This is a genomic window from Sphingopyxis bauzanensis (assembly GCF_002205675.1).
Taxonomy (GTDB): domain Bacteria; phylum Pseudomonadota; class Alphaproteobacteria; order Sphingomonadales; family Sphingomonadaceae; genus Sphingopyxis; species Sphingopyxis bauzanensis.
The window spans coordinates 276,239-301,283 of the sequence record NZ_NISK01000004.1; the positions used below are offsets into that span (position 1 = coordinate 276,239).

Below are 25,045 nucleotides of genomic sequence, written 5' to 3' on the forward strand. Positions count from 1 at the left end.
TTAACGTCAAGCATAGGCGTCGAACGGGAGAGCATGAATGGCGAAACGGGTCTTGAAGGCCGCGCTGCTGAGCTGCGCGGCGCTGGCATTGGCGGCGTGCAACGCATCGAAGAATGAGAGCATCACCGGCGGATCGCTCGACGATGCCGAAAAGGCCAGCGAGACCCTGCTCAAGACCGGTGGCAATGGCGACGACTGGGGCGCGATCGGTTTCAATTACGACGAACAACGCTTCAGTCCGCTCACCGACATCAGCGAAAAGAATGTGGGCGAACTCGGCATTGCCTGGACCGCCGACCTAGAAGACGCACGCGGGCAGGAAGCCACCCCCGTCGTCGTCGACGGCGTGATGTATGTCACCCACGCCTGGTCAAAGGTCAGCGCCTGGGATGCCGCGACCGGCAAGCCGCTGTGGAAATTTGACCCCAAAGTCCCCGGTGAGAGCGCGGTCAATGCCTGCTGCGACGTCGTCAACCGCGGCGTTGCGCTGTGGGGCGAAAAGGTTTTCGTCGGGACGATCGACGGCCGCCTGATCGCACTCGACCGCAAGACCGGCACGGAGGTGTGGTCGACGCTCACCGTCGACCCCGCAAAGCCCTACACGATCACCGGCGCGCCGCGCGTTGTGAAGGACATGGTGCTGATCGGCAACGGCGGCGCCGAATTCGGGGTGCGCGGTTATGTCACCGCTTACGAAGCCGATACCGGCAAGGAACGCTGGCGCTTCTACACCGCGCCGAACCCGACCAAAGCGAAGGACGGCGCCGCGTCGGACGAAATCTTTGCGACCAAGGCCAACGCCACCTGGTCCGACACGGGCGAGTGGCAGACCTCCGGCGGCGGCGGCACCGTGTGGGACGCCATCGTGTACGACAAGGATCTCGATCAGGTCTATCTGGGTGTCGGCAACGGCAATCCGTGGAACCACGGCACGCGCTCGAACGGCGAAGGCGACAACTGGTTCCTCTCGTCGATCGTCGCGCTCGACGCCTCGACCGGCGCCTATAAATGGCACTATCAGGAAACGCCGGGCGAGACGTGGGATTACACCGCGACCCAGCCGATCATCCTCGCCGAGCAGGCCGTGAACGGCACCCCGACCAAGGTGCTGTACCATGCGCCGAAGAATGGCTTTTTCTTCACCATCGACCGCACCAACGGCAAGCTGATCGACGCCAAGCCCTTCGTCGACGGGATCAACTGGGCCACGGGCTACGACCTCGCCACCGGGCGCCCGATCGAAAATCCTGAGGCGCGTTTCTACAAGACCGGCAAGCCCTTCATCGCGATCCCCGGGGCGCTCGGCGCGCATAACTGGCACCCGATGAGCTATAATCCAGCGACCGGGCTGGTCTATATTCCGGCGCAGCAGATCCCGCAGGGCTATCTCGCCGACATGAATGAGCTCGACAAGCGCAAGGTGCTCGGCTTCAACGTGGGGACCTCGCTCACCGGCACGCTGCTCCCCGACGACAAGGCGGCCTTCCGCGCCGCGGTCGCCGCGACCACCGGGCGCCTCGTCGCCTTCGACCCGCGCACCGGTAAGGTCGCCTGGGCGGTCGATCATCCCGCGGCGTGGAATGGCGGCACGATGACGACCGCGGGCAATCTGGTGTTCCAGGGTACCAGCCTCGGCCGCTTCCGCGCCTACACCGCCGACACCGGCAAGCAATTGCTCGACCTCGACATGCAGTCGGGCATCGTCAGCGCGCCCTCGACCTTTCGCGTCGACGGCATCCAGTACGTCGCCTTCATGACGAGCAAAGGCGGCGCTTTCCCGCTCGTCGCCGGGGTTGCAGGCGGTGCCACGCGCAAGATCCCGAACATCCCGCGGCTGGTGGTGCTCACGATTGGCGGCACCGGCAAACTGCCTGCGCCGCCCACAACGACAACGCTGGCGTGGGACCCGCCGCCGATGACCGCCAGCGCGACGCAAGTCATGGCGGGCAAGGCGCAGTTCGGGCGCTATTGCATGGTCTGCCACGGCGACAGCGCGATCGGCAACGGCTTCACCCCCGACCTCCGCGTCTCGGGCACGCTGGCCAATGCCATGGCATGGAAGGGCGTGGTGATCGAGGGCGCGCTGAAGGATCGCGGCATGGTCAGCTTCGCGAAAGTGCTCACGCCGCAGGACGCCGAAGCGATCCGCGCCTATGTCATCGAACGGTCGAACTGGACCAAGGCGAATCTCGCCCACAGCGCGGCGCCGATGGGCCGGTAATATCCCGATCCTCCCTGTGAGGACGTCATGGGGAGGTGGCAGCGGCGTAGCCGCTGGCGGAGTGGGCCATGGCGTGACGTCGCGGCCCCTCCGCCAGCGCCTGCGGCGACAGTCCCGCTCCCCATCGCTGCGCGACAAGGAAGGATATGGTACGAACCTGCCACTTTTTTAGGCACTGCATCGCACCCGTTGCTCACCCCTTAAGCAACCGCGCAACATCGTGTCACAAATCTTACCGAAAGCTTGCGATTCGCCAATTGGCACGGCTCTTGATTGGTGCAAGATGACGGGGCCTCGCAGCGACTCACGGGTGCGAACCGGACAGGCAGGCCTGATCCGGCTCTGGCTGCGAGCGATAGGAAATGCCCAAGGGGGACGAAAAGCGTGAAGAAGATTGAGGCGATCATCAAGCCGTTCAAGCTCGACGAGGTCAAGGAAGCGCTGCACGAAGTCGGCGTCAGCGGCATTACCGTCACCGAAGCCAAGGGCTTTGGCCGGCAAAAAGGCCATACCGAACTGTATCGCGGTGCCGAATATGTCGTCGATTTCCTGCCCAAGGTGAAGCTGGAAGTCATCGTCGAGGACAGCATGGCCGAACGCGTCGTCGAGGCGATCGCCGCCGCCGCGCAGACCGGTCGCATCGGCGACGGCAAAATTTTCGTCATCCCGGTCGAAACCGCGCTGCGCATCCGCACCGGCGAGCGCAACGAGGACGCCCTTTAAGACATCCGCTCCCCACCCTGTTCAACGAAACCGGCCGAGCCGGTCATCATCGCAAGAAGGAAGTTCAGACCATGGCTACGAAGCCCAAGGATATCATCGCCCGGATCAAGGAAAACGACATCGAGTGGGTCGACCTGCGCTTCACCGATCCCAAGGGCAAGTGGCAGCATCTGACGATGTGCGCCGGTGTAATCGACGAAGACGCGCTCGAAGACGGCCTGATGTTCGACGGCTCGTCGATCGAGGGCTGGAAGGCGATCAACGAGTCCGACATGATCCTGATGCCCGACCTCGACGCGGTCTATGACGATCCCTTCTCGGCGACCCCGATGCTTGTCATCTTTTGCGACATTGTCGAGCCGTCGACCGGCGAAGGCTATGCCCGCGATCCGCGCACGACGGCCAAGCGCGCCGAGGCCTATGTTGCCTCGACCGGCGTCGGCGACACCGTTTATGTCGGCCCCGAAGCCGAATTCTTCATGTTCGACGATGTTCGATTCGAGACCGGCTACAACAAGTCGGGGTTCGAGATCGACGACATCGAACTGCCGACCAACACCGGCCGCAGCTATGAAGGCGGCAACCTCGCCCACCGCCCGCGCGCCAAGGGCGGCTATTTCCCCGTCGCGCCGGTCGACAGCGCCGTCGACATCCGCGCCGAGATGGTGTCGACGATGCTCGAAATGGGCCTGCCCTGCGACAAGCACCACCACGAAGTCGCCGCCGCGCAGCATGAGCTTGGCCTGACCTTCGGCACGCTGACGCAGACCGCCGACCGCATGCAGATCTACAAATATGTCGTGCATCAGGTCGCACATGCTTATGGCAAGACCGCGACCTTCATGCCCAAGCCGATCAAAGACGATAACGGCAGCGGCATGCACACCCACATCTCGATCTGGGAAAAGGGCAAGCCGCTGTTCGCGGGTAACGGCTATGCGGGCCTTAGCGACATGTGCCTCTATTTCATCGGCGGCGTCGTCAAGCATGCGAAGGCGCTCAACGCCTTCACCAACCCGACCACGAACAGCTACAAGCGTCTCGTCCCCGGTTTCGAAGCGCCGGTTCTGCTCGCCTATTCGAGCCGCAACCGCTCGGCCTCGTGCCGTATCCCTTATGGTGCGGGCGCCAAGGCGAAGCGCGTCGAATTCCGTTTCCCCGACGCGATGGCCAATCCGTACCTCTGCTACTCGGCGCTGCTGATGGCGGGCCTCGACGGCATCCAGAACAAGATCCACCCGGGCGATCCGATGGACAAGAACCTCTATGACCTGCCGCCCGAAGAACTTGCCGAAGTCCCGACCGTCTGCGGCAGCTTGCGCGAGGCGCTCGACGCGCTGCTTGCCGACCATGACTTCCTGCTCAAGGGCGACGTGTTCACCAAGGATCAGATCGAAGCCTATGTCGAGCTGAAGTGGGACGAAGTATATCGCGTCGAACAGACCCCGAGCCCGGTCGAATTCGACATGTACTACAGCGCCTGATCCGCAAGGGTCAGCGACGCCAAGGAAGGCGCCAGGTTCGGGGGAACCGGGCGCCTTTTTTGTTCCTTCGTCCAACGAAAGCGCTAGCGCGGCGCCATCATCCCGCGCCATCCCGCGCCTGCAAAACAGGCGAACAGGAGCGATCCGAATGCGACCGACACCAGATCGAGCGGGTGCGGCCCGGCGGCCAGCCCCACCGCGGCGGCGCCGCCCCAGATGATCGCGATCAACAGAAGAAGATTGCCGGTGATCGCGGATATTTCGACCATCAACTGGCGCCACAGCTCGTCAAAACCCCGCCACATCCACACCGATATCGCCGTAAAGCCGACCAGAACCGTCAGCAGAATGCAGAAAGCGAGCGCTGGGGTGACCAGCGCCGCAACGCCCGCGGCGTCAGCCGCCGCCGCATGCGCCAGCAACATGACCGCTGCGCCCAGAATCAGGCAGCCGACAGCGCTGCCAGCCATGTTCGCGCGCTCCTCGACGATTTCTTCGGCATCGGCGACGTTGAGCAGCCGCTGGCCGAACAGACGCGGCGCTACCGTTCCGATCCCGACGAACACCCCCATCAGTGCATAAACCAGCCCGATGCCGAACAGGATGATCGACGATCCCGTCCAGTCGAAACCGCCCTGCCCCTCGACCAGCTGCAACCCCGCGAACATGCCTCCGGCGCCCGCCGCCGCGCCGATTGCCGCCTGCATCGCCATCTTGCGCCATCCGGCGGCCTTGCTTGCCTGCGTCGTCATCCCGCTACTCCTTCGCCGTCCAATGATCGATAAACAGCTCGCGCACTTCGAGGGCGAACAGCCCCGCCATGCGGAGCGCGAGCGGCAGGCTGGGATCGTATTTGTCGGTTTCGACCGCGTTGATCGTCTGGCGCGATACCCCCAGGCGCCGGGCCAATTCGCCCTGGCTCCACCCCGCCGCTTCGCGATATTCGCGGACCCGATTTTCCACAGCCACTCCCTTGCCTGTCAAGAGCTCTTTACAGCGAGGCGCCTGGCCTGTCAAACACTCTTTACATGCGAAAGCGGCAGCCATTGACGCTTTGGTAAATCGCCATCGCTATACTGACTCCGCTTTTCAGGGGGATCCCGATGCTACGCTCCACAGTCTTGGTTGCCTTCATGCTGCTGACCGCGAGCTGCGGCAAAATAGCCGAGCTGGCAAACCAGACTCGCACGGTCGCGGCGCCACGCGAAGAGGTGTTTGCGAAAATGTTTGGCGATGGCAGCGCCTTTACCGGGATGCCGCTGGTGACCAACGGCGGATCGACGCGCCTCTATGAGTTGGTCGCCGAAAAGCGCGATCCGGGTTTCGAGAAGATGGTCCCCGATGAGCGGCCCGACGCCTATAAGATCAAGATAGCGGTCGCGATGGAAATCCCCCGCGAAGCGCATCTGATCTACAACGTCGATGACGGCGCGCTTATAACGGGGCTCAAATTCACCTTCGAAGAGCTGGCGCCCGATCGCACCCGCGTCGATTTTGCCATCGACGACCTGGCCGGCGACGGTGCGAAAGGCTTGACAGTCAATCGTGTGGTCCTGCGAAAAATCGCGCAAGAGGCACTGGGCAAGCTCAACGATTTCGACGAGGCCAAAGAGCCCGACTGACGCCGCCCGGCGCAAGGACTCTATGGTAAACCGCCGGGGTTGCCGCCGCAATCGACCCGTGGCAGGTTGCGAGCGGGGTGGCTTTGATCGCGAAAGGCAGTTTGGCCATGCGGAAGCGCGTCTCCCTCCTCCTCACGTCCCTGTTGCTCGCGTCATGCGGTGGCGGTGGCAGTAGCGGCGGCGGCACCCCGCCCGCGGCCAATACCCCGCCCAGCTTCACCTCGCTGCAAACCGTGAGCGTCGCCGAAAACAGCACCGCCGCCTATCAGGCGACCGCGACCGATCCCGATGGCAACACCCTGACCTTCACGATCGACGGCGGCCCCGACGCGGCGCGTTTTGCGATCACAGGTGCTGGCGCACTCAGCTTTGGCGCGGCGCCCGATTTCGATCTGCCCGGGGACGCCGACGGCGACAATGTCTATGCGGTTGTGCTGCGCGTCAGCGACGGTCAGGCGAGCGTGACGCAGGCGGTCAACATCACGGTCACCAACAGCCGCGAGGGCATATCGGTAGCGCGCGTCGGCACCGGCTTCAGCCAGCCGCTCTATGTCGCCCCGATACCCGGCAGCAGCAGCGTCTACGTCGTCGAAAAGGGCGGCAACGTCTATCGCTTCGATCCCGCCAATGGCAGCCGTACGCTCGTGCTCGACATCTCCGACATTTCGACCAGCGGCGAGCGCGGCCTGCTCGGCCTCGCCGCCTATCCCGACCATGCGACGTCGCAGCGCGTGTTCGCGGTCGCCACCGCGACCAACGGCAATATCCAGGTGCGGCGCTATACGCTGGGGCAGCCGAACAGCTCGACCAGTTACGATACCGTGCTCGACATCCCGCACCCCGGGTTCGACAATCATAATGGCGGCTGGATCGGCTTTGGTCCCGACGGTCATGTCTATGTCGCAGTCGGCGACGGCGGCGGCGGCGGCGATCCCAACAACAATGCACAGAACCGCAATGTGCAGCTTGGCAAGATCCTGCGCTTTGCCGTCGGCGCAGGCGGCAGCAGCTTTGCTCCTGCACCCGGTAATCCATTTATCACGAGCGGCGGCGACCCCTATGTCTTTGCCTTTGGCCTCCGTAACCCGTTCCGCGCTTCCTTTTCGGGCTCAACGCTGCTGATCGGCGACGTCGGCCAAAGCGCGGTCGAAGAAGTCGACATGGTGACAACCTCTCAGCCGGGGCTGAACTTCGGCTGGCGCTTCCTCGAGGGCACCCAGCCCTATACCGGCACCGCCCCCGCGGGGCTGACCAATCCCGTGCTCGAATATGGCCATGGCAGCGGCCCAAGGCAGGGCCGGACCGTCACCGGCGGCTATGTCTATCGCGGCCCGGTGACATCGCTACAGGGTCAGTATGTTTTTGGCGACTTTATCTCTGGTAATATCTGGTCGGTGCCTTTTTCCAGCATGATCGCCGGACAGACGCTCCCGTCGTCGCGCTTCGCGCGGCGCAACGAGGATTTCTCCCCCGACGCCGGGACGCTCAGTTCGATCGCCTCGTTCGGCGAAGACAGCGCGGGCAATCTGTTCATCGTCAGCATCGGCGGCAGCATTTTCATGGTCCGCCCCGGCTGATCGCTTGCCCGCAGTCCGTGCAAGCGGCACAATGGGGACGTCCAGAGGAGTCCTCCATGAAATCGCTGACATTTGCCGCCCTGATCGCGCTTCAACTCGCACTCGCACCTGCGGCTCAGGCAGAGCTTAGCATGGCCGAAAGCGCGATGGCAAAAATGATCGAGGCCGAGCAACCGCGCTCGATCGCGCTGCTTGAAAAGCTGGTCAACCAGAACAGCGGCTCGCTCAACCTCGAGGGCGTCGAAAAGGTCGGGGCGATGATGCGCGCCGAGCTCGAACCGCTGGGCTTCACGGTGACCTGGAAACCGATGCGCGAGACCGGCCGCGCCGGGCACCTGATTGCGACGCACAAGGGCAAGCGGGACGGCAAGCGCCTGCTCCTCATCGCGCATCTCGACACGGTCTTCGAACCCGATTCGCCGTTCCAGCGCTTCGAGCGCAGGGGCGACGTCGCCAAGGGACCGGGGGCGGGTGACGATAAGGGCGGGATGGTCGTCGCGCTCGCGGCGCTGCGCGCGATGCACGCGACGGGGACGCTGAAGGACGCCAATATCGAATTTCACATGACCGGCGACGAGGAGGATGCGGGAGACCCGATCGAGATCGCACGCGCCGACCTGATCGCCGCGGGCAAGCGCAGCGATGTCGCGCTATGTTTCGAAGGGCTGATCCGCGATGCGGGCGCCGACATGAGTTCGATCGCACGCCGCTCGTCCGAAAGCTGGACTGTCACCGCCACCGGCAAGGCCGGGCACAGCTCGGGCATTTTCAGCGCTAATACCGGCGACGGCGCGATCTATGAACTGGCGCGGATCATCCACCGTTTCCGCACCGAGCTGCCCGAACCCAATCTGACCTTCAACGTCGGACTGGTCGCAGGCGGCGAGCAGGCGATACTCGATGAGGGCAAAATCCGCGCCAATGCCACCGGCAAGACCAATATAATCGCCGCCACTGCCGTCGCGCGTGGCGACCTTCGCACGCTGTCGGGCGAACAGGCAACGCGGGTGAAGGACAAGATGGCGGCGATCATCGCCGACCATGCACCCGGAACTTCAGCGACCCTTGACTTCGACCCCGGCGGCTATCCCGCGATGGCGCCGACCGATGGCAACCGCGCGCTTCTCGTCCGGCTGAACGCGGTAAACCGCGACCTTGACCTGCCCGAAATGGCAGCGCTCGACCCGCTGAAGCGTGGGGCCGCCGACATCAGCTTTGTCGCCCCCTTCGTCGATTCACTCGCGGGTCTTGGCGCTTACAGCACCGGCGATCATGGCCCCGAAGAGACCGTCGACCTGCCCAGCATCGCGCGGCAAGCGACGCGCGCTGCCATATTGATGTCACGGCTGAGTGCTGAAAAACGCTGAGCCGTCACCTTTGTCAGTTGGCGTTGCTTGATTCATCCGCCACAGTGATTAGGTAGCAATCCGAGACGTATTCAGACACGCCGATTGGGAGAGAAAAAATGAGCGACACCGCAACGCACCTCAAGCAGAATTATATCGGCGGCCAGTGGGTCGACAGCAAGGGCGGCAAGCCGCACGACGTCATTAACCCGGCGACCGAAGAAGCCGCCTCGACGATCGTTCTCGGCACCGCCGCCGACGTTGACGATGCCGTCGCCGCAGCACGCGAGGCGCTGAAAAGCTGGTCGCAGACGACGCGCGAAGAGCGCCTCGACCTGCTCAATCGCATCGTCGAGGAATATAAGAGGCGCGCGCCCGATCTTGCCAAGTCAATGGCAAGCGAAATGGGTGCCCCGGTCAGCTTCGCGGGCACCGCACAGGTCGGAGCGGGCATCGGCGGTTTTCTTGGCACGATCGCCGCGCTGAAAGACTTCAACTTCACCGAAAAATATGCCGCGGGCGTCATCGCTTACGAACCGATCGGCGTCGTCGGCATGATCACGCCGTGGAACTGGCCCCTCAACCAGATCGCGCTGAAGGTCGCTCCGGCGCTCGCCGCGGGTAACACGATGGTTCTCAAGCCCTCCGAAGAATGCCCCGGCAACGCGACGATCTTTGCCGAAATCCTCGACGCCGCGGGCGTCCCGCCGGGCGTGTTCAACCTCGTTCAGGGAGATGGCCCGACCGTCGGCAACGCGATCAGCGCGCACCCCGGCATCGAAATGGTCAGCTTCACCGGCTCGACCCGCGCCGGAATTCTTGTTGCCAAGGCCGCCGCCGACACCGTCAAACGCGTCCATCAGGAACTCGGCGGCAAGTCGCCGAACATCGTCCTGCCCGACGCCGATTTCGCCGCGGTGCTGCCGCCGACGGTGCAGGGCGTGCTGGTCAACACCGGGCAGAGCTGCATCGCCCCGACGCGCATTCTGGTCCAGAAAGAGCGTCAGGCCGAAGCGGTCGGCGTCATCAAGGCGATGTTCGACGGAACGGCGGTCGGCGACCCGATGAGCGAAGGCGGCCATATCGGCCCCGTCGTCAACAAGGCGCAGTTCGACAAGATCCAGGGTCTGATCCAGTCGGCGATCGACGAAGGCGCGACGCTGGAAACCGGCGGCACCGGCTTACCGAGCAACGTCAATCGCGGCTATTACATCAAGCCGACGGTGTTCTCGGGCGTCACACGCGACATGCGGATCGCCAACGAAGAAATTTTCGGTCCGGTCGCGACGATCATGGCCTATGGCGACCTCGACGAGGCGGTCGATATTGCCAACGACACCGAATATGGCCTGTCGGCGGTAATCTCGGGCGATCCGGCGCAAGCCGCCGGGCTGGCACCGAAGCTGCGCGCCGGAATGGTCGCGGTCAACGCCTGGGGGCCAGGACCGGGCGCGGCATTCGGCGGCTACAAGGCATCGGGCAACGGCCGCGAAGGCGGCGTGTTCGGGTTGAAGGATTTCATGGAAGTGAAGTCGATCAGCGGCATTCCGGGCTGATATCCAAACCCTCCCTGTGGCGAAGCCATGGGGAGGGGGACCGCCGCGAAGCGGTGGTGGAGGAGCAGCGACGTTGCGCCATTGCCGCTCCGTCAGCGCTCCGCGCTGACACCTCCCCATCGCTTCGCGACGGGGAGGATCAAAGGCCCCTCTCGCTTGCGGGGGGGTTTTGCTTTGAGCCGATAGCGATTATGCGCACCCCCATGACCACCCGCTCCCCTCTCGCTCCCGCCGCCTTCCCCACCCTCCCGGACATCGCCGGGGTGACGCGCCGCGTCGCGCGCGCGCAGTACAAGAATTGGGATCGCTGCGACCTCACCTATGTCGAGCTGGCGCTTGGGACGACGGTCGCGGGCGTCTTCACCCGCAATGTCTGCTGCTCCTCCGAAGTCGAGCTCGGCCGCGAGCAGGTCAAGGGCGGCGCGGGTCGCGCGCTGATCGTCAACGCGGGCAACAGCAACGCCTTCACCGGCTATCGCGGGCGCGAAGCGGTCGAGCAAATCATGGCGCAGGTCGCGGAGCATCTCGGCTGCGATGCCAGCGAAGTGTTCGTCAGCTCGACCGGCGTCATCGGGGTTCCCCTTCCCAAAGACAAGGCACGCGCCGGGGTCTCCGCGGCGCTGACCGCACAGCCCTGTTCATGGGAAGCCGTCGCCGAAACGATCTGCACAACCGACACCTTCGCCAAAGGCTCGGCCGCCAGCGCAATTGTGGGCGACCGCACCGTCCATGTTGCAGGCATCGTCAAAGGCTCTGGCATGATCGCCCCCGACATGGCGACAATGCTCGGCTATATCTTCACCGACGCCGCGGTCGCCCCCGCGCTGCTCCAAAATATGCTGAGCGAGGCGACTGGCGGCACGTTCAACAGCATCACCGTCGATAGCGACACCTCGACCAGCGACACCGTACTGCTCTTTGCGACCGGACAGGCGGGCAACGCCTCGCTGACCACCCGCGACGATCCCGGCGCCGATGCCCTTTACGCCGCAATCCGCCAGGTTGCGCTCGACCTCGCGCAGCAGGTCGTGCGCGATGGCGAAGGCGCGTCGAAATTCATCGAGATACAGGTGTCAGGCGCGGTCAGCGACGACAGCGCGAAGCGCGTCGCGCTGGCGATCGCCAATTCGCCGCTGGTGAAAACAGCGATCGCGGGCGAAGACGCCAACTGGGGCCGCGTCGTGATGGCGGTGGGCAAAGCGGGCGAACCCGCGGACCGCGACCGGCTCGCGATCCGCTTCGGCGATCATTGGGTGGCCAAGGATGGCCTGCCCGTCGACGGTTACGACGAAGCGCCGGTCGCGGCGCATCTAAAGGGTCCGGAAATCCGGGTCGGCGCGGACCTCGGCCTCGGTGAAGGCCGCGCGACCGTCTGGACGTGTGATCTTACGCACGGCTACATCAGCATCAACGCCGATTATCGAAGCTAGGAGCTAGCTTGTTGTTCCCCGACGAAAGCCGGGGCCCATGGCGCTGGAATGGTCCCCGGCTTTCGCCGGGGAATGGGTTCTTTAAAGCGCGCCTTCGAGCCAGCCCTTGAGAGCACTCTTCGGTGCCGCGCCGACCTTGGTGTCGGCGACCTCGCCGTTCTTGAACAGGATCATCGTCGGGATACCGCGCACGCCATATTTGGCGGGGGCGTTCGGGTGATCATCGATGTTCAGCTTCGCGATCACGACCTTTTCACCCAGCTCATTGGCGATTTCTTCGAGCGACGGGCCGATCATCTTGCACGGGCCGCACCATTCAGCCCAGAAATCGACAAGCACGGGGGTGTCGCTGTCGAGGACGTCAGCCTGAAAGCTGTCGTCGGTGATGGCCTTGGTACCCATGTTACAAACTCCTGAAATTCGGTTGTCCTCAAGCTAAGACGTCATAGCCTCCGGCTCAAGACCTCAACCGCCCAAATTCGCCTTGGTTGCCGCCAAGCCCGGCTTGTGCGCATCGAGCAGCGCATCGCCCAGCCCGATCAGCCGCGGCCCGGCGGTATAGAGCAGCGCCGCATCGATCCGCCTCCCAGGAAAAATCGCCGCCAGAGCGCCGCGATATGCCGCCATCTGGCGCAGATAGGCGGGCTGCACGGCGGCGGCACTCTCCGGCACATGCCGCCCCGTCTTGTAATCGATCACCGTCACCGCGTCGGCGGTGACCAGTAGCCGGTCGACGATTCCCGCGACGACCGTCCCGTCGACCACTGCCGAAAGCGGTACCTCGGCAAGCGACCCCGGCCCGAACAGTGCCGCATGTGCGGTATCGTTGAGCACGCTGAGGACCTCGTCGACCATCGCACCGCGCGCCGCCGCTTCGAAATCGGCTGCCTGGACCCCCAGCCAGCGCAGCGCCGCCGCGCGCCGAAGCTCCGGCGCCACCGGCGGCAGCCGCTCGAACAGCGCATGGAGCAGCAGCCCACGGTTCACCGCCGCCGCCCGCGCAGCGCCCTGCGGCGCCGCCGCGACGTCATCTTCGCCCAGCGCCGAGGGCGCGAGCGGACGCGGTGGGCGCGCTTCTTCGGGCGCAGCCTGCCGCGCCCACGCGGGCACGACCACCGGCGGAGCGACGGGCCGCGCCTTGTCCTTCGCCGCGCGTGCCTTGCCGGTCACCGCATGGACGCGCTTCTGCCCCCAGCGCGGCCCGGCGTCCTGCCATTCGGCGCCCATATCGGCCATCACCGCATCGACCGCGCTGTGCCAGTTGCCCTCGGGAAGCTCGTCCGCCTTCCGCGTCCCGGTGACGATGAGCAGTTCCTCGGCGCGCGTCATCGCCACGTAGAGCAATCGCCAATGCTCCTCGCGCTCGGCGCGTTCCTTGGCGTCGTGCGCATTCGCGATCGCGCCATGCCGCTCGTCCTTGCCGAGCGCAAACACCGGCAACTTCTCCCAATTGCCCATGGACAGGCCAAAGCTAACCCGCCCCGGCCTGGGATCGTCGGTCGCGTCCGCCAGGATCACGATCGGCGCCTGCAAGCCTTTCGACCCATGCACCGTCATCACCCGCACGACATCGCTGCGCGCTTCGCTCTGGCGCTTGATCTCCGCCGTACTCGCGGCGATGTGTGAGAGGAAGCCGAGCAGCGACGGTGCTTCCTGCCGCTCGAACGCCAGCGCCTGCGCGAGCAGTTCGTCGATCGGGTCGCGCGCCTCGCGCCCCAGCCGGTGATACAGCTTGCGCCGCCCATCAAGCGGGCCAGACAAGATACGCTCCAGAAACCGGAACGGCGTTGTGAAATCGCCCATGCCGAGCAGGGCGCGCAGCGCTGCCATCGTCTCGGGCTTCGCCTCTTCCGCTCGCGCGCGCAATTGCTCCCACAGCGCGCGTTTCTGGCGCCCATTGGCAAAGGCGAACAGATTCTCCTGCGTCCAGCCAAACAGCGGCGACACCAGCAAGCTGGCGAGATTGAGATCGTCGAGCGGTTGCACCGCAAAGCGCATCGCCGCGAGCAGATCCTGCACCGCGAGCGACTGGGTCAGCGAAAAGCGGTCGACCCCCGCGACCGGGACGTGCAGCGACTGCAACCGCGCGACGATCCGCGCCGCCAGATCGCGGCGGCGGCGGACGAGGATCAAGATGTCACCCGGCGCGACGCTGCGCCCGTCCTTGCCGTGCGCGATCCAGTCCTGCACCTCGTCGGCGATCGCGCGCGACAGCCGCAGGCTGGCGGGGTCGCTTGCCGCGGCGGAGGTGTCGCGCGGTCCGGCTCCCTCATCACCGTCGTCACCTTCGGCACCGCTTTCATCGTCCGCGTCAGCCTCAAGCGCCTTGCCGACCGGCAACGGCTGCCACAGTTCGACGCGCCCGGCGCGATCGCGGTTGAACTCGGCGGGGATGTGCGGCGGCTCGTCGCTCTCCAGCCCCATCAGTTCGGGCGCGCCCGCCGCGATCCACGCATCAACGACGTCGAGCACCGCGGGGCTCGAGCGGTAATTGGTGTCGAGATCGACATCCTCGAACGGCCTGTCGCCCTCCGCTGCCCGTTTGGCAAAACTCAGCCGCGCGGCTTCGAACGCCGCGGGCTCGGTACCCTGAAAGCCGAAGATCGCCTGTTTTCGGTCTCCGACAGTGAACATCGTGCGGACCCGGTCGTCCTTGGCACCCACCCCGGCGAAAAATTCGCCCGCCAGCGAGGCGACGATCGCCCACTGCCGCGTGTTCGTATCCTGCGCCTCGTCGACCAATATATGGTCGATGCGCTGGTCGAGCTTGAAGCGCACCCAGTAGCCAAAATCGCCCTGCGCCAGCAGATGCCCCGCGATGCTGATCAGATCGTCGAAATCGGCTAGCCCGCGCTCGCGCTTGGCCAGCGCATACGCCTCGGCGAAGCGGCTGCCCAGATCCCACGCCGCCGCAAGATCGTCTGCGACCGCCATCGCGGTGGCGGTCGCGAGCAGGTCATCGGCCGCGGCGACGATGCGTTCGGCGGCGGCGAGGCAGCTGCGCATGCCGCCCTTGTCCTTGGTGTAATCGGTGCGCATATCGCCGGTGCCGGTCAGAAAACAGCCTCGCACCGCCGCAAGCATCGCCGCGCGGCCATGCGCGTCGGCGCGAAACCAGTCGTCCATGATGTCGGCGCGGCCGTCGCCGGTCTTGGTCCCCCAGCCGCGCCCGCTGGCGGCGACCGCCGTGATGTCGGCATCGGCAACCGCACCACCGGCCAGCGCCGTCGCCTGCCAGGTCAGCGGGTCGCCCTGCGGCAGGCCCAGTTCGGTTCGCAGATCATGGCCTTTAGGCGCAAGGCGCGGCGCATTCGCGGCGGTGAAACTACTCGCGCAGCGCGTCAGGAAAGCGCTCGCCGCATCCTGCCCCAGGCGCTGCGACAGCATCGCCGCGATCGTCCGCATCGCATCGCCGTCGGCATCGCCGCGCGCCAGCAACTGGCCCAGCACCTCGCGCTGCAACGCGCTCGCCTCGCTGTCCTCCAGCGCGCGGAATCCCGGCAAGATCTTCGCTTCAAGCGGAAAGCTCGCGAGCAAAGTCTGGCAGAAACTGTGGATCGTCTGCACCCGCACCGCGCCGCCGGCGCTGTCGATCACCGTGGCAAACAGCGACCGCGCGCGGTCTAGGGTGCCCGGCTCGCCCCAGTCGGCGCCCAGCGCGGCAAGGTCGAGCCGCAGGTCACCGTCGGCCATCCGCACCCACATCGCCAGCCGCTCGTGAATACGATGCGCCATTTCGGCGGCGCCCGCCTTGGTAAAGGTGATGCACAGGATCGCCTCGGGCGACACACCCGTCAGCATCAGGCGGAGCACGCGCGCCGACAGCACCTGCGTCTTGCCCGTCCCCGCCGACGCACCCAGCCAGACATGATCGTGCGGCTGCGCCGCGGCGCGTTGCCCGCCGTCGAGCGTCTTGAGCAGCTTGTCGGGATCGATCATGCCGAACCCCCATCAGTCATGCCCGGATCGGGGTCGCCGCGCCCGAACCATTCGTCGCGGCGCATCAGCTGGTCGAAATCGGCGTAGCGTTTGGCGCTGTCGCCGGGGGCGAATGGCTCCTGCCCGAGCAGGAAGCGCGCGCTCAGCTCCGCCAGTGCTTCGCGCGCGCGTTCGATCACCGCTGCTGCGGTCGATGGCTTCGGCTTTTGCCCTTTGATCGGCTTGACCGCGCCATCGACGCCCTTTTTGCGGTCGCGCTTCAATTCCCAATATTCGAACGCCCCGACCGGCTCGGGCGCCAGATCGCCCAGCCCCGCTTCCTCGGCGATCAGCCCCAGCAAACCGAGCTGGCTGTTCAGCCCCTCGCCCGCCGATTTGGCCGACGGCGCCGCGCCGGTCTTGTAATCGACGATTGCCAGCGTCCCGTCGGCGGCCTGATCGACGCGATCGGCGGTGCCGCGCAGCATGATGCCGCCTGTCAGCAGCTTGCCGCTCACTTCATTGGCGACCGGCCAGCGTTCGTCGCGCGCCGCCCACACCCGCTCTGCCGCCCAGCGCAGCGACGGCTCGACCCGCGGCAACCAGAAGGCACGACCCAATGAATCGAGCGCCGGATCGGCGCGCAAAGCGGCGAGTTCCGCTGCAAAGGCCGCCTCGGTCAGCCCCGCCGCCTGCCAGTCCTGCAGGAATTTATGCACCCGCGTCCCGAACCATTTGGCGTCGGGACCGCTGCTTAGCGGCTCGAGTTCGCTCAGCCGCAGGATCTTCGCCGCGTAAAAGGCAAAGGGATCGCGCGCCAGTTGGTCGACCCCGGTGACGCTAATCTGGTTGGGACGTGCCGCCTGTGGCGGGGCGGGACGCGGCTTGTCGGCGGGCTCGCTCCTCCCCGGCGGGACATCGAGCGTTGCCGCGAGCGCGGTCACCGGCTGGCCGTCGAGCGTCGCTGCGGGCAATTCGCCCGCCAGCGCCGCCAGCCGCAGCCAGAAGCGCGATGCCACCGCCGGGTCGCCGCCGCTGCGCATCGCGCGCGTTACCACTACCTCGCGCGCGGCAAAGGCGCCGGCAAAATCATGCGCCGCCATCCCCTGCTGGCGCTCGGGCGCCGCGAGGCCGAGCATCCGCCGGATGCCGGGAGCCAGCCAGGGGTCGGGGCTTTGCTGCGGCGGCCAGCGCCCTTCGTCGAGACCGCCCAAAATCATCAGGTCGGCGCGCTGCAAACGCGCCTCCAGCAAGCCCCAGATGAACAGCCTCGGATGCCCGCCATAGGGTGGCCGGATGCTCTCGCCGCTCATCAGGTCGGCGAGCATGGTGGGGAAATCGGCGGGCGCGACCAGCGCCGGGCCGTCACCCTTCGCCATCGCCCAGCGGTCGAACAGGTCGGACATCGCGCGGCCCGCATGCCCGGTCCATGCGCCCTCGCCGGTCAGCCAGCCGAGCGCGTCTTGCAACGCACCGAGCAGCATCGACGGCGGCGCCGACACACCCGCGGCGAAGGGCGCGAGCGCGGTGCTCAGCCCCGCCGCCACCTCAGCCCACCAATCTCCAATCGCCACCGCCGCGCCATGTCCGCGCCGATCGCTGTCGGTCGCAATCTCGTCAATCCGCGCCGACACCCCCGCCCAGCCCGGTACCAGCCCCGGCCCGCGCAGCACCAGATCGAGCCGCCGCACTTGATCGAGCCAGTCCAGCCGACCCTCGCCCGCCCGCACCAGCGGATGCCCGAGCAACGCGATCAGCCGCACCGGATCGATCGCCGCGGCAAAGTCGGCGAGCAGCAACAGCAGCGCGCCCGGCGGGGTCTGCCCCAGCGGCTGCCCGGCGCTGTCATCGACCGCAATGTCCCAGCGCGCGAGCGCCGCGGCGACACGTTCGGCGAGCAAACGATCGGGGGTCACCAGCGCGGCGGTGCGTCCCGGCTCGTCCAGCATTCGCCGCATCATCAGCGCGATGCCCTGCGCCTCCTGCCCGTCATCGGCGAAGGTTGCGGCGCTGACCCCGATCAGGCTGGGCGCAACATCGTCCGCCGCCTGCCAACGCGCGGTATAGGCGGCGGGCGCGAACAGCAGCGACAGAAAGGGCCCACGCGCATCGGGGCCGTCGAACGGCGACGCCGCGGCCCATGCGCCGACCTCTGCACGCGCGATGCCCATGCGGCCAAGCAGCAGTTTCAGATGATATTGCGGATGCGTTTCGAGCGGGCGCTCGCCCGGTTTATCGGGATCGGGCTTGACCGGACCCAGCGCGTCCCATTCCTCCGCGGCCATGCTCAAGTCGAGCCCCGGCAGCACCACCATCCCTTGTGGCAGGTGGGCGACGGTGCGCAGAAGCCGCGCGATCGCGGGGGCCGCGGTGCTCACCCCCGCCGCGACAACAAAGCGCGCTGGCGGTGCGGCGCGCCATCCATCGCTGACGCGCGCGAGCAGGCGGTTGCGCCGGTCGGCGCGGTCGATATGCCCCGTCGCGGCCAGCATCGCGGGCCAATGGTCGATAAGCAGGCGCAGGCGCTGCCAAGATGCCTGCCAATGCCCGGCAAGATCACCGAGCGCGGCTTCGATGTCGCCGAGCCGCGCGGGGGCAATCTCCTCATAATGCAGCTGGTCAATCACCCGCCCCAGCCCTTCGGCCAGCTGGAACGCCGCGGCGCCGGTGATCGCTTCCTCGCCCGCCGGATTGTGCCGCTCGATCAGCGCCGCCAGCATCAGCCGCCGCCGCAATGCGTCGATCGCGGGCGGGATCGGGTCGGCAGCGTCGATCGCATCGAGCGCCAGCGCGACGCTTTCATCAAGGTCGGCGTCGCCGATCACCGCGAGCCGCGGCATCAGCAACCCCGCCCCGCTGGCGCGCACAAACGCCGCCTGCACCGCGCTGCGCGCGCGGTTGCTCGGCAGCAGGATCAGCCCTTCGGCGAGCCCAAGTGCGCCATCGGCAAAGCGGTCGATCAGGCCAGCGGCGAGCGCGTCAGCAAACGCCCGTTGGACGGGGATCGAAAAGACGGTGGGATGCGCGGTCATGCCGACTGGTTATTCAAGGCTTGCCAAAGATACGCAAGCCGCTCCTCCCTGTGGCGTAGCCATGGGGAGGTGGCAGCGCGAAGCGCTGACCGAGGGGCCATGACGCGAGGTTGCTGCCCCTCCACCACCGCCTGCGGCGGGGGTCCCCCTCCCCATCGCTGCGCGACAGGGAGGATCAAGCGTTTAAACCTCACCCAGCGCCGCTTCGGTCGGCGCAATACTCGCGGGCGATCCGACATCGAACCACTGCCCCATATGCGACAGACCAAACAACCGCCCCGCCGCAATCGCGCGGTCCCACAGGATGTTGGTCGAGAACGGTCCCGCGGGCGCATCGTCAAGCAGGCGCGGCGAGATCAGCTGGACGCCGGTATAGACGAACGGCGCGATGCGACCGGGCTTGCGCCGCGACAACAATCCCGACGGGTCCATATGGAAATCGCCGCGTCCGCCATGGCCGGTCGCGCTCGCTTGCCGGATCAGCAGCAACAGTGCGTCCATCCGCGCCCCGTCCCAGTGCCGCGCCAGGTGCCGGATGCTGTCCTGCGGCCCGTCGGTCCAGATGTTGTCGCTGTTGACGATCAGGATGGGATCGCCGCTGAGCTGCGGCAAAGCCTTGACCATCCCGCCGCCGGTTTCGAGTAACAGGTCGCGCTCGTCCGAAATGCCGATCGTGAATGACCGCTTTTGCGCCGCGAGATGCGCTTCGAGGGCGTCGGCCAGATAATGGACGTTGACGACGACATGCCCGATCCCCGCCGCTTCGATGCGGTCGAGGCTATGGTCGATCAGCGGCTTGCCAGCAACGCGCACCAGCGGCTTGGGCCGTGTGGCGGTGAGCGGGCGCATGCGCTTGCCCAGCCCCGCCGCCATCACCATCGCGCTGTCGATCCTGGCGTCCATCACCACGCTGCCGCGCGTTTATCGGCGGGGATATTTGCGTCGAACCATGCGCGCACCGGCGCGAGCCCCGGATGCGCCAGATCGCGTTCGAGCAGCCCCCACATCCGCGGCTGGAACTGGCGATACCCCGGCTTGCCATCGCGTTTCCACAATCGCACGAACACCCCCAGGATGCGCGTGTTGCGCTGCGCCGCGAGCGCCCAATAGGCATTTTCGATGTCGTGCCCCGTCGCGCCCTGATAACGCGCCAACATCGCCGCCTCGACCGCCGGGGTGACATCGCGCCGCGCATCCTCGAGCACCGAGGCGAGGTCATAGGCCGGGTGCCCGATCAGCGCATCCTGGAAATCGAGCAGGCCATAATGGGCCACCCCCGCCTTGCCCGGCACCAGCATGATATTTTCGGCATGATAATCGCGCAGCACGGTGACGCGCGGCAGGCCGTCATGCTCCACCGCGGTCAGCACCGCTTCCCAGGCGCCGCGAAAGGCATCACGGTCAACGTCGATGCCCTGCGTTGGGCAATACCAGTCGCTGAACAGCATCACCTCGTCGAGCCACTGCTCCAGCCCCAGCACCGGCAGTCCGGGCATCGGCGGGCGCGTGTGGAGGTGGACGAGCAGGTCGGTCACCCCGGCATATAAATCCACCTCGCGGTGCAGCGCCGCATCGGCGGTTTCGCGCAGGCGGACATTGCCGAAATCCTCGATCAGCAGCAGCCCTTGCGCCAGGTCGCGGGCAAAGATCGTCGGCGCGGTCAGCTCCTGCTCGCACAGATATTCGGCCACCGCGATGAATGGGCGCGGATCCTCGTGCGGCGGCGGCGCGTCCATCAGCACCGCCTGCCGCGCGCCGTCGACGACGCGGAAATAGCGCCGGAACGACGCATCGCCGGCAAGCGGCAAAATCTGGGCATCGCCCCAGCCATGCGCGGCAAGGAACGCCGGGGCATGGGCGGGCGGAATCATCGGAGCGGCCATCGGCTCCCCCAAGACGTCGGCACGTCGGCTGTCAAGACGCGCGCGTCGCCGCTCTCCGAAATCGTGATCGACAGCGCGTCGGGCCAACCCTGCGATCCCAGCCGTTCGGGCCACTCGATCAGCAGCACACCGTCGTACAGATAATCGTCGAGGCCGAGCTCGATGAGCTCGTCTTCCTCCTCGATCCGGTACAGATCGACATGCGCGATCGGCAGGTCGACCTCGGGCGGCGCATAGGGCTGGACGATTGCAAAGGTCGGGCTCGGCGCCTCGCCGACCAGTCCGCGCGCCTTCAGCATCGCGCGCGCCAGCGTCGTCTTGCCCGCGCCAAGATCCCCCGACAGCAGGACGACATCACCCGGCATCAACGCCGCGCCAATCGCCGCGCCAATGCGGTCGGCCGCGGTGAGATTGTAGGAACAAGTGAAATTCATATAAATCGCCGCGCCCCTGCGGAGGCAGGGGAGTATCTCCGGTCAGTGCCATGTTGAGGTGTCGGAAGATGGATCCCTGCCTTCGCAGGGAAACAAGCAAAAAAGATGGCGACCAGCGTCGTCATACGCGCCGCGGCAAACTGATCCGCACCAGCGTCCCTTGCCCAGCCTCGCTCAGCACCTCCATCGACCCGCCATGTGCGGCGACGAGCTGGCGTGCGAGCGCGAGGCCGATGCCGCCCGACGCGGTCCCCGCCTGTTGCCCCTTGGTCACCGCGGCGACCGCCTCGGGCATTCCCGGGCCATTGTCCGACACGATGATGTCGATCCCGTGCGCGTCACCCGTCGCATGCAGCAGCACGCGGCCGCCCGATTTGCGGGTCGGCGCAGTGTAGCGGACCGCATTGTCGAGCAGCCCCGCGACCAGCCGCGACAGCCGCGGCGCATCGCCGTCGATGCGGCCCAGATCGGGGGAAATATTGCCGACCAGCTCGACCTTCTCGGCCGCGGCAATCGCTCTGGCGTCTGTCAGCGCGCCGTCGAGCAGCTTGCGCACATCGACCGGCGCCCGCTCGACCACCAGTGACCCCGCTTCGCCCTGCGCCAGGTCGAGAACATTGTCGATCTGGCGCCCCAGCACCGCGACCGAATCCATGATCGCGTCGACATAGCCCTGCTGTTGCTCGCTCAGCTTGCCGGCATAGCCCGCCTGCAACATCTCGCCGAACCCGCCGATCGAGGTCAGCGGCGTGCGCAGTTCGTAGCTCATCCGCGACAGGAACGCGGTCTTGACCTTGTCCGCAGCCTCCAGCGCCTCGTTGCGTTCGCGCAGCGCGCCTTCCATCTTCCGGCTCGGGGTGATGTCGAGCATGATGAGCAGCGCATTGCCGTCGGGCAGCGGGATCGACGCGAAATCGAAATAACGCCCATCGGCAAAGCCGATTTCGCCGCCGCGCTGTTGCCGTTCCAGGGTCGCGGCGCGGATAACTTCCTGGACGATGCTGATCTGGTTCGGTTTCACCAACCGGTCGGCCAGCCCACCCATCAGCGCATCGACGCGCGGATGCGCCGCCAGCGTCCCCTCTTCGATCCCCCACAGGCGGCGGAAGCGCTGGTTCCACAGATGCAGCCGCCCGTCGGGGGCGAACACCGCGATCGCCTCAAACAGATTGTCAAAGGTCGCGGTGCGGACACGCAGCAGGGTATCGCGCGCGCCCGCCAATTGCACCTGTTCGGTCTTGTCCTCGGCGATAAGCAGCAGTCCGCCATCGGGGGTCGGCTGCGCCACCACATGCAGGTGAGTGCCGTCGCGCAGCAGCCAATCCTCTTCGCTCGCCCCCGCCTGCGCGAACCAGTCGACATGCACTTGCCGCCATTCGGGATAGTCGCGCACCTCGGGCGTCCGCCCGCCCTCACGCCAGGCATCGAGCAGCCGCGCGAAAGCGCGCGCCTCGCTTACATCCTCGGCCTCGAGCGCAAACAGGCGGCGGAACGGCAGATTGGCAAAGGCCAGCCCCTGATCAGGTCCAAATTGCGCCACCGCCGCCGACAATCGGTCGAGCAGTTCGCGCTGCGTGTCGACAAAGCGGCGGTGCGCGCCGCGTTCGCTCTCCAGTTCCTGAATGTCGATCGCATAGCCCGCGATGCCGATCACCCGCCCGCCGGTCGGCGCCAGCGGCACATCGACGACGCGCATGATCCGGCGCTCACCCTCGATCGTCACCGGGATCGTGCGGATTTGCGCCGAACCCGCAATGCGCGCTTCGTCGGCGGCTTCGGCGGCGCTGACCCCGGCGACGGTTTCGCACAGCTCAATGCCGCCATCGATTACCGCCACCGCACTCTTCGCCTCGACCGCGCGAACATAGGCGCTGTTGACGAGCGCGAGATTGAGGTCGGTGTCGCGGAACCACATCGGGAAGGGCGCGGCTTCGATCAGCCCCGACAGCGCCTCGAACGCCGCCATCGCCTCGTCGCGCTCGCTGCGCGCCTGCGCCAGTGCGTGCTGGCCGTCGGTCGCATCGCTCAGCCACAGCAGCACGCTGCCCGGCCCGCCGACCGCCTGCGGCGCCGGGGCGCCGTGCAGGATGATCGTGCGCTGGCTCCCCTGCGGTTTCAGGCTCAGCGTAAAGGGTTTGGCGCCGCGCTGCGCGCCGAGGATCGCCTGACGCAGCGCGTCATGGCCGTCGAGATCGAGCCCGCTGCCCAGCCCGCGCAGCTCGTCGAAATTGCGCGGCCCTTGCTCCAGGCCCAGCCAGCGCCCCAATTTCTCGCTCGCCTCGATCCGCCAGTCGGCGCGGACGATCACCGGCAGTTGCGGCGACGCCTCGACAAGACTGCCAAGCCGTTCGGCCTGCCCCGCAACAAACGCCGCACGCCGCTGCATCGCTATGCCGCGCCCGACCGCCCACAATCCGGCGAGCAGCCAAAGCGCAGAGAACAGACCCAGAGCAAAGAGCGCGCCTGACGACAGCGTCATCAGGCGAACGCCGCGCCGTGCGGGGAATGAAGGGAGGGGCGGTGGGCCATCAGCCCGCCCTATCGACTGTCCCCGAGGGTTTCAATCGCTAGGCGTCGGGGGGCGCCGATCGGTGGCCCCGCCGCGACGGTAGGCATGGCTTGGGTCCATAATCCTTTGCAGCGGCTGCGGCCCTGAAGTAGTTCGACACTTGGAATGGATGTGTGACCGGACAGCTCCATCGCCTTGAGGAGGTCGCGTGCAGGACAAGAAGCTTTTGGCCTTGGCTGCCGCCTTAGACGACCCCGCAGGCCACGACCCCGGCGACGCGCCAATTTCGATATCGGCCGGTTTGGCCGATTGGTTGCTGGCGCAAGGTATCTCGCTTGCCTTTACCTCTTATCAGACAGGCCAATTGATCGTCGCCGGAGTCGGTCCGGACATGCGCCTGTCCTTTAACCAGCAGCAATATGCCCGCGCGACTGGCCTCTTTTACGACCGCGGACGTTTGCTGGTTGGGTCAATGTTTCAGATATGGCGCTTGGAAAACATGCTGCGCCCCGGCCATTATGCCAACAATGCCTTTGACATGGCCTTGGTACCCCGCACCGCGCACACCGTGGGCTACGTCGATACGCACGAGCTTGCCTTCGACGCCGATGATCGGATCATCTTCATCAATTCACGATATTCCTGCCTGGCGACGATCGACGAGGTTCACAGCTTTCGACCCGTTTGGCGGCCCCGCTTTATTTCAGCGCTGGCGCCCGAGGATCGCTGCCATCTCAACGGTCTGGCGATGGATTGCGGCGTACCCCGCTTTGTGACTGTCGCTGGCATATCGGATGAAAAAGATGGCTGGCGCGCCGATCGCCAGGGTGGCGGGGCGGTGATCGACATTGTCAGCGATGAGGTGGTCGTCAGCGGCCTGACAATGCCCCACAGCCCGCGCGTGCATGACGGCGCGCTTTGGCTGCTCGATTCGGGACGCGGCCAGATTGTCCGCGTCGATATTGGCAGCGGGAACCGCGAAGATATCGCCTTTTGTCCCGGCTTCCTCCGCGGTCTCGCATTTCACAATAATTTTGCCATCGTTACTGTATCCATGGCACGCGAAGACAAGTTCAAAGATCTTGCGATTCAGGCGGGGTTGGAGGAGCGTCATCTGGAAGCTCAATGTGGCATCCTGATCGTCGATACGCGCACCGGGCAGACGGTTCATTCCATCCTGCTGGGCGGGAAATTCACCGAAATGTTTGACGTCGCGATCCTTCCCGGGGTGCGCAACCCGATGACTATTGGACCTGCAACGGTCGAGATGATTGGCGCCGTCAGCATCGGCGACGAAATTTAGCCAAAAA

General features: G+C 66.0%; 18 protein-coding genes. 9 read left to right on the plus strand and 9 right to left on the minus strand.

All coding sequences use genetic code 11. The features are described 5' to 3' along the window. Positions 1 to 37 precede the first annotated feature (37 nt). The 3 genes from CDQ92_RS16840 (at position 38) to glnA (ending at position 4,428) form a co-directional block, all read left to right on the plus strand. On the plus strand, positions 38 to 2,221 hold the full coding sequence (locus CDQ92_RS16840; protein WP_088442815.1) for a PQQ-dependent dehydrogenase, methanol/ethanol family: 2,184 nt from the start codon (positions 38 to 40) through the stop codon (positions 2,219 to 2,221). Positions 2,222 to 2,605: 384 nt separating this feature from the next. After that, positions 2,606 to 2,944 carry a P-II family nitrogen regulator gene (locus tag CDQ92_RS16845; RefSeq protein WP_037518110.1) on the plus strand — a complete coding sequence of 113 codons (339 nt, stop codon included), beginning with the start codon at positions 2,606 to 2,608 and terminating at the stop codon, positions 2,942 to 2,944. A gap of 71 nt (positions 2,945 to 3,015) precedes the next feature. After that, positions 3,016 to 4,428, plus strand: coding sequence for a type I glutamate--ammonia ligase (gene glnA, locus CDQ92_RS16850; protein WP_088442817.1), 1,413 nt, complete (start codon positions 3,016 to 3,018; stop codon positions 4,426 to 4,428). Between the two features lie 83 nt (positions 4,429 to 4,511). On the opposite strand, the gene CDQ92_RS16855 is transcribed toward glnA, so the two are convergent. Both CDQ92_RS16855 and CDQ92_RS16860 read right to left on the minus strand, forming a co-directional pair. Next, positions 4,512 to 5,180 carry a hypothetical protein gene (locus tag CDQ92_RS16855; protein WP_088442819.1) on the minus strand — a complete coding sequence of 223 codons (669 nt, stop codon included), beginning with the start codon at positions 5,178 to 5,180 and terminating at the stop codon, positions 4,512 to 4,514. Positions 5,181 to 5,184: 4 nt separating this feature from the next. Then, entirely contained in the window at positions 5,185 to 5,391 is a 207-nt protein-coding gene (locus CDQ92_RS16860; RefSeq protein ID WP_088442821.1) for a helix-turn-helix transcriptional regulator, read from the minus strand. 140 nt (positions 5,392 to 5,531) lie between these two features. Here CDQ92_RS16860 and CDQ92_RS16865 point away from each other — a divergent pair, with 140 nt between their 5' ends. The 5 genes from CDQ92_RS16865 (at position 5,532) to argJ (ending at position 11,959) form a co-directional block, all read left to right on the plus strand. Beyond that, positions 5,532 to 6,050 (plus strand): hypothetical protein, encoded by a 519-nt coding sequence (locus tag CDQ92_RS16865; RefSeq protein WP_144035812.1) that lies wholly within the window; start codon positions 5,532 to 5,534, stop codon positions 6,048 to 6,050. 107 nt (positions 6,051 to 6,157) lie between these two features. After that, positions 6,158 to 7,627 carry a PQQ-dependent sugar dehydrogenase gene (locus CDQ92_RS16870; RefSeq protein WP_144035813.1) on the plus strand — a complete coding sequence of 490 codons (1,470 nt, stop codon included), beginning with the start codon at positions 6,158 to 6,160 and terminating at the stop codon, positions 7,625 to 7,627. A 56-nt stretch (positions 7,628 to 7,683) separates the two neighbouring features. Beyond that, complete coding sequence (locus CDQ92_RS16875) at positions 7,684 to 8,994, plus strand: M20/M25/M40 family metallo-hydrolase (protein ID WP_088442827.1); 1,311 nt, start codon at positions 7,684 to 7,686, stop codon at positions 8,992 to 8,994. 98 nt (positions 8,995 to 9,092) lie between these two features. Continuing rightward, entirely contained in the window at positions 9,093 to 10,529 is a 1,437-nt protein-coding gene (locus CDQ92_RS16880; RefSeq protein WP_088442829.1) for an aldehyde dehydrogenase family protein, read from the plus strand. Between the two features lie 203 nt (positions 10,530 to 10,732). Further along, positions 10,733 to 11,959, plus strand: coding sequence for a bifunctional glutamate N-acetyltransferase/amino-acid acetyltransferase ArgJ (gene argJ / locus CDQ92_RS16885; RefSeq protein ID WP_088442831.1), 1,227 nt, complete (start codon positions 10,733 to 10,735; stop codon positions 11,957 to 11,959). Positions 11,960 to 12,040: 81 nt separating this feature from the next. On the opposite strand, the gene trxA is transcribed toward argJ, so the two are convergent. The 7 genes from trxA to CDQ92_RS16920 form a co-directional block, all read right to left on the minus strand. Beyond that, complete coding sequence (gene trxA / locus CDQ92_RS16890) at positions 12,041 to 12,361, minus strand: thioredoxin TrxA (RefSeq protein ID WP_088442833.1); 321 nt, start codon at positions 12,359 to 12,361, stop codon at positions 12,041 to 12,043. A gap of 63 nt (positions 12,362 to 12,424) precedes the next feature. Continuing rightward, positions 12,425 to 15,898, minus strand: coding sequence for a double-strand break repair helicase AddA (gene addA / locus CDQ92_RS16895; RefSeq protein WP_088442835.1), 3,474 nt, complete (start codon positions 15,896 to 15,898; stop codon positions 12,425 to 12,427). Next, positions 15,895 to 18,909 carry a double-strand break repair protein AddB gene (gene addB, locus CDQ92_RS16900; RefSeq protein ID WP_088442837.1) on the minus strand — a complete coding sequence of 1,005 codons (3,015 nt, stop codon included), beginning with the start codon at positions 18,907 to 18,909 and terminating at the stop codon, positions 15,895 to 15,897. Before addB ends, addA begins: the two co-directional genes overlap by 4 nt. Before the next feature lie 183 nt (positions 18,910 to 19,092). After that, entirely contained in the window at positions 19,093 to 19,812 is a 720-nt protein-coding gene (locus CDQ92_RS16905) for a nucleotidyltransferase family protein (RefSeq protein WP_088442839.1), read from the minus strand. Beyond that, positions 19,812 to 20,792, minus strand: coding sequence for an aminoglycoside phosphotransferase family protein (locus CDQ92_RS16910; RefSeq protein ID WP_373289638.1), 981 nt, complete (start codon positions 20,790 to 20,792; stop codon positions 19,812 to 19,814). The genes CDQ92_RS16905 and CDQ92_RS16910 overlap by 1 nt, the downstream gene beginning before the upstream one ends. Next, the gene (tsaE, locus tag CDQ92_RS16915) at positions 20,777 to 21,226 is read right to left on the minus strand and encodes a tRNA (adenosine(37)-N6)-threonylcarbamoyltransferase complex ATPase subunit type 1 TsaE (protein ID WP_088442841.1); all 450 of its coding nucleotides are present in this window, start codon (positions 21,224 to 21,226) and stop codon (positions 20,777 to 20,779) included. Before tsaE ends, CDQ92_RS16910 begins: the two co-directional genes overlap by 16 nt. Before the next feature lie 121 nt (positions 21,227 to 21,347). Continuing rightward, positions 21,348 to 23,705 (minus strand): PAS domain-containing sensor histidine kinase, encoded by a 2,358-nt coding sequence (locus tag CDQ92_RS16920; protein ID WP_088442843.1) that lies wholly within the window; start codon positions 23,703 to 23,705, stop codon positions 21,348 to 21,350. A gap of 238 nt (positions 23,706 to 23,943) precedes the next feature. On the opposite strand from CDQ92_RS16920, the gene CDQ92_RS16925 reads away from it, so the two are divergent. Next, positions 23,944 to 25,038, plus strand: coding sequence for a TIGR03032 family protein (locus CDQ92_RS16925; protein ID WP_229667378.1), 1,095 nt, complete (start codon positions 23,944 to 23,946; stop codon positions 25,036 to 25,038). The last annotated feature ends 7 nt before the right edge of the window (positions 25,039 to 25,045 follow it).